Raw genomic sequence first — 5,580 nt, 5'->3', positions numbered from 1 at the left:
GGGGCATGGCGATCAACTCAACGGGGCGCGGCCGGCGTGGCCGCAGCAGGGGACGTGGGGTGGCGCTTGCGCCATTGCTTGAGCACGGCGGTACGCAGCGACAGCAGCAGCAACCAGCACAGGAAGCCGATGGCCAGCCAGCCGCTCAGGGTGAACACATCATTGAAGCCGCGCACATTGGCTTCGCGGCGTGTGATCTGCGCCAGCTGCGCGCTGCCCTGCGCGCTGCGCAGGACCGGATCGGTGATCTGCGCGCTGTACAGCTGCTGCTGCACGCGCAGGCGCTGCGCGACCACCGGGTCGGCCGGATCGAGCTGGCTGGTCAACGCGTTGGAGTACAGCTGCTCGCGATGCAGCTGGAAGGTGCCGAGTACCGCCGAACCGGCCAGGCCGCCCAGGGTCTGGGTGATCGACAGCGTGACCAGGAAGGTGATCATGTGGTCCACGCCCTGTTTCAGCGCGGCGGAGATGCCGAGCATGATCAGCGGGCCCATGAACATGCCGGCGCCGACCGAGGCCAGGAACTGGCTGACGTAGAAGTCGTGCGGCCGGTCCAGGCTGGTGCGGTGCTGGTCGAAGAAGGCGGCGGTGCCCAGCAGCAGGATCGCCATCAGCAACTGGGCGATCAGCCGCTTCGGCCCGAACGTCAGTGCCGCCGCCGCGATGCCGGTGATCACGCCGGCCAGGATCACGCCGAACAGCGGTCGCAGCTGGTCCGGGCCCATGCCCAGCGTGCGCATCAGGTTGACCACGCCGTAGGACTGCTCGGTGGTCAGGAAGCGGATCAGGAACGCGCCGACGATGAAGTGCAGCACCGGCAGGCTGGCCAGCCAGCGCGTCTGCAGCAGCGGATTGCGGCGGTAGTGTTCGATGATGAAGGCGGTGGTGGACAACGCGATGGAGGCGACCAGTGCCCACCCCAGCCACGGCGTATCCAGCCACCAGCGCGTATAGCCCTGTGCCAGCACGATCACCAGCAGGGCAACGGCAGGGGCGAGCAGGGCGAAGGTGAGGAAGTCCATCGGCTCGAAGGCCTTGATCTGGATGCCGGGCGGCAGCTTCAGCACCACCACCGCCGCGAACGCGCACAGGGCGAGGCCGGCTTCGAACGAATAGAGCTGGTGCCACTGGCCGGTATCGACCAGGCCCGGCGAGACGATCCAGGCAATCGGCACCGCCAGCTGCGAAAGGCCCACACCCACCACCAGCAGGTTGCCGGTGAAGCGGCGCGGCAGCGCCTGCAGCATGTACAGCGTGCCCAGTGTCGAGCATGCGGCGCCGGCGAAGCCACTGGCGGCGCGGGTCAGCAGGGTGGTCTCGAAACTGCCGACAAACAGATGCAGCACCGCCAGCGCTGCGTACAGGCCCAGGCCGATCTCGGCGAACAGGCGGATGCCGTACTGCTGGCGGAACTTGAAGGCCAGCAGGTTGGCGGTGACATTGACCATCGCGTAGGCCGCCACCAGCCAGCTGCCCTGGGTCGGCGTCAGTGCCAGCTGGCCCTGCAGGAATGGCAGGTTGGCGGTGACCAGCGCATTGCCGAGGCCACCGGTGATCGCCACCAGCAGCGATACCAGCGCGTAGGCCACGCGTCGATAGGGCGGATGCCAGGGCATCGACGCCGAACCGGGCATGGTCGGCTTCTCGTGCTCCTCCCAATCCGGAACCGGCTTCAGATAGGGCTGGACCATCAGCGCGCCTCGCTGGGTTCTCCCTGGAGGCCGCCGCGCAGCAGCTGCAGGGCTCGCCCGGCCAACTGGGCGCGCTCGTCGCGGGTCTTGCCGCGCAGGGCTGCGCCCAGCATGCCCGAGATCAGTGAAATATCCGTCTTCTCCAGGTCGGCGCGGCACAGGCCGGCGGCCTTGGCACGGGCGATCGGCGCTTCCAGCAGGTCACGCACGGTCTCGCGCGCGGTGCGCATGGCCGGCACGTCCGAATCCACCGCACGCCAGTAATCGGCGAGGGCAGGCGAATCGATGATGCGCTGGGCCATGCCCTCGAACACCTCGAACAGGGCGTCGTCGCGGTCGCCGAGCTGCTCGACCTGGCGCCGGATGCGGTCGACCGTACGCTGCAGCAGCGCCTGGATCAGCGCAGTGCGGTCGGGGAAGTTGCGGTAGAGGGTGGCGCGACCCACCTGTGCGCGTTCGACCACCAGGTCCAACGGAGCGGTGACGCCATGCTGGCCAAACACATGGTCGGCGGCGTCGAGGATGAGGGCACGGCGGGCAGCGGCATCGGCACGTTGGGCGGTCATGGGTTCATTTTCGGACATTAATGTCCGTTTGGCGAGACATTGAGTGACGGGATTGTCCGTTTGTTGTCGTACGCACATCTTTGTGACGCTTGCGTGATGGTGTTGGCGGAAATGAAAACGGGGGCCCGAAGGCCCCCGTTGGAGATGCTGTAGATCCACGCCAGGCGTGGATGGTGGAGGTTCAGAGCCCTTTCCTGCGCAATGGGCTCCGACCCCGCCGTGCGCGATCAGAAGAACGCGCGGATGCCGAAAGCGACGCCACGACCCGGCAGCGGCGAGTAGTCGCGCAGCAGCGAGGTATGCGGGCGCACTTCGCGGTTGGTCAGGTTGCTGCCATCCAGGAACACCTCGTAGCTGTTGCTGGCGTTGCGATCCCAACGGTAGGCCAGGTGCGCATCGACCAGGGTGTAGCCGTTGCTCGGTTCCTCGTTCTGCGCGACGTCCTTCTGGCGGCTGTAACGCACCGCGCCGACCGACGCGCGCCAGCCATCCTTCGACCAGCGCAGGTCGGCACCGACGCGGGCCGGAGCGATGCGCGGCAGGTAGCCGGTGTTGGCCAGTTCCACCGTGTAGTTGTGGTTGTGGTCGCCGTGCGGCACGGCGATGTCGAGGTTGCGGCTGCCGCTGCCATCCAGCTTGGCCTTCACGTAATCGCCGAACAGGCGCAGGTCCCAATCACCGGCACCGCCTTCGAACAGGTGCACCAGCGCTTCGGCCTCGGCGCCGCGGAACACCGCGTCCTGCTGGGTCCAGGCACGGACCGGCAGCCCTTCGGTAACGCCGGTGTCGGCCAGGTAGATGAAGTCCTTGAACTTGGTCTGGTAGACCGATGCAGAGAAGTCCAGGCGGTCACTGTGGGTGTGGATGCCAAGCTCGATGCGCTGGCCGCGCTCGGTCTTCAGGTTGGCATCACCGATTTCCAGCGAACGGGTGGCGATGTGTGCGCCAGCGGCGTAGAGCTCTTCATTGGTCGGCGCACGCTCGGAACTGTCCACGCCAATGCGCAGGTCCACCGCGTCGTTGAGCTTCCAGATGCCCGCCGCGGACAGGTTGGTGGCGCCAAAGGTGCGGCGACGGTAGTCACCGGTCGGGTCCAGCTTGACCTGGTCGTGGCGACCGCCCAGTTCCAGCTTGAACGGGCCGAACTGCTTTTCCTGCAGCACGAACAGGCCGATGTTCCTGGTGCCCGTATCCGGAACGAAGGCTTCTTCGCCCTTGGCGCCGAAATCACTGTTGCCGAACTGCAGGCCGAAGGCGCCGTCCCAGCCACCGATCTGCTGCTGCACCGCTTCCAGGCGCGCTTCAATGCCACGGTTGGTGAAGCGGGTCGACGGCGTACCAGCCTCCAGCTCCACGTGCTCGTAGTCGGTGTAGGCCACGCGCGCGTTGATATTCTTCAGGAACGAGACCGGGTCGTAGATGCCGGCCTTGGTCTCGAAGCGGTTCTGCACCATGTCGATGCGCACGTCATGCTCATCGCCGCCTTCCTCTTCATCGCCGTGGTCGTGGCCGTGGTCATGGCCATGATCATCACCGTCGGCGTGCACGTGCGCGCCATTGGGAATGCCGTAGTTGGTGCGATAGGTGCTGGCCGATACGCCGAAGTAACCACCGTCGCCCAGCCACGTTGCACCGACGCCACCAGCGCGGGTGCGGATCGAGCTGTTGTCCAGGCGGCCACGGCGCGGTTCTTCGCCCTCGGCCGCATCGTGGTCATGATCGTGGTCGTGGTCGTGGTGATCTTCCAGGCTGTCGATCACCGCGTAACCCGGGATGCGGTAGTCGTCGCCATTGCGCACCAGGCCGTCCACATGCAGCACGACGTTGCCGCTGACACCATCGAGGCGGAACATGCCGCTGCGTTCGTTGTTCACCGAATTGCCGCGCAGTTCGGCACGGCCGCTGAGCGGACGCTCCGGCAGTTCGCGCGCGATGCGGCCATCGACCACGTTGACCGCACCACCGATGGCGCCGCTGCCGAACAGCAGCGTGGCCGGCCCCTTCAGCACTTCGATCTGGTCGGCCAGGAACGGCTCGATGCTGGTGGCATGGTCGGCGCTGACCGTGGAGGCATCCATGTTGCCCATGCCGTTGGACAGCACCGCAACGCGCGGGCCTTCCTGGCCGCGGATGATCGGGCGGCCGACGCCGGGGCCGAAGAACGTGCTCTGTACGCCGGGCAGCTTGGCCACGGTATCGCCGAGGGTGCCGGCCTTCTGCTCGTCCAGGCGTTCTCCGGCGAGAACCTCGACCGGGCGCGCCAGCGATTCGGCATCGCCCTGCAGCGGCGATGCGGTGACCTGGACCGACGACAGCTCGGTCAGGTGGCGGTCACGATGGACGCTGTCCTGGCCGGCAGCAAAGGCGACGGACGGCAGCAGGGCAGCGAGGGCCAGGGCCAGGGAATGCGGCTTGAGCCGAGGGGTGTGGGCGGGCATGGACAGGTCCTTTGTTACAATGTATCAATCGCGGGGCGCACGAATCCCGTCGATGGGACAGGGGGAGGGAAACCGTGCGGGTCGGGAACGGATGTTATATTATTCCATAACGATTCGCCGACCCTGCTGGAAGTCATGTCCCTGTCCTCACGCCTGCGCCACCTGCTCGACCGATTCGGCGCCACTGGTTCGATGCTGTGCGCGGTGCATTGCGCGGTGATCCCCGTGCTGCTGGCGGCGGCGCCTTCGCTGGGCCTGTCGTTCTGGTTGAGCGACGGCGTGGAGCAGGCGCTGGTGGTGTTCGTGACCCTGCTCGGGCTGTTCAGCCTGGTATGGGGCTATCGCCGGCATGGCGCGCTGCGCGCGCTGGGTTTCCTGATTCCAGGCCTGGTCGCGCTGTGGGCCGGCGTGCTGTACGACCCGCTGCATCACAACGCGGTGCCGCATGCGGTGGTGATGACCATCGGTGGTCTGCTGGTGGGTGTCGCGCACCTGGTCAACCTGCGCCTCAACCACGGCCACGTGCACGACGCCAGCTGCGCGCACTAGGCGCTCCGTGATAGGATTTCCGATCGTGCGCGGGGGCGCCCAGCAAGGCGGCCCCGCCGAACCCGTGTCAGTACGGGGTAACCAGATTTCACACTTGAGGAGTTGAAGACATGGGTAAGGGTGACCGCAAGACCGCCAAGGGCAAGCGCTACAACGCCAGCTACGGCAACGCCCGTTCGCACACCGCGAGCAAGGTCGCCGTAGGCGCCGCCGCCCCGGTTGCCAAGAAGACCGTGGCCAAGGCTCCGGCGAAGAAGGCTGTGGCGAAGAAGGCTGTCGCCAAGGCCTGATCCGGCCGACCGACCGCTTCAAGGAAAAACGCGGCGCCTGGCGCCG

General features: G+C 66.8%; 5 protein-coding genes. 2 read left to right on the top strand and 3 right to left on the bottom strand.

The features are described from left to right. Positions 1-17: 17 nt before the first annotated feature. The 3 genes from O0J73_RS21335 to O0J73_RS21325 form a co-directional block, all read right to left on the bottom strand. Positions 18-1,691, bottom strand: a complete 1,674-nt coding sequence (locus O0J73_RS21335) for an MFS transporter (RefSeq protein WP_308309584.1) — start codon at positions 1,689-1,691, stop codon at positions 18-20. Further along, complete coding sequence (locus tag O0J73_RS21330; RefSeq protein WP_049458880.1) at positions 1,691-2,257, bottom strand: TetR/AcrR family transcriptional regulator; 567 nt, start codon at positions 2,255-2,257, stop codon at positions 1,691-1,693. Before O0J73_RS21330 ends, O0J73_RS21335 begins: the two co-directional genes overlap by 1 nt. A 227-nt stretch (positions 2,258-2,484) precedes the next feature. After that, positions 2,485-4,695: a TonB-dependent receptor gene (locus O0J73_RS21325; RefSeq protein WP_006426032.1), complete on the bottom strand. Its 2,211-nt coding sequence runs from the start codon at positions 4,693-4,695 to the stop codon at positions 2,485-2,487. A gap of 135 nt (positions 4,696-4,830) precedes the next feature. Here O0J73_RS21325 and O0J73_RS21320 point away from each other — a divergent pair, with 135 nt between their 5' ends. Further along, on the top strand, positions 4,831-5,244 hold the full coding sequence (locus O0J73_RS21320; RefSeq protein ID WP_008264835.1) for a MerC domain-containing protein: 414 nt from the start codon (positions 4,831-4,833) through the stop codon (positions 5,242-5,244). Between the two features lie 110 nt (positions 5,245-5,354). Next, on the top strand, positions 5,355-5,534 hold the full coding sequence (locus O0J73_RS21315) for a 30S ribosomal protein THX (protein WP_004150462.1): 180 nt from the start codon (positions 5,355-5,357) through the stop codon (positions 5,532-5,534). The last annotated feature ends 46 nt before the right edge of the window (positions 5,535-5,580 follow it).

The organism is Stenotrophomonas sp. Sm6012, assembly GCF_030985895.1.
GTDB classification, from domain to species: Bacteria; Pseudomonadota; Gammaproteobacteria; order Xanthomonadales; family Xanthomonadaceae; genus Stenotrophomonas; species Stenotrophomonas forensis.
This window is presented reverse-complemented; position numbering and strand designations above follow the sequence as displayed.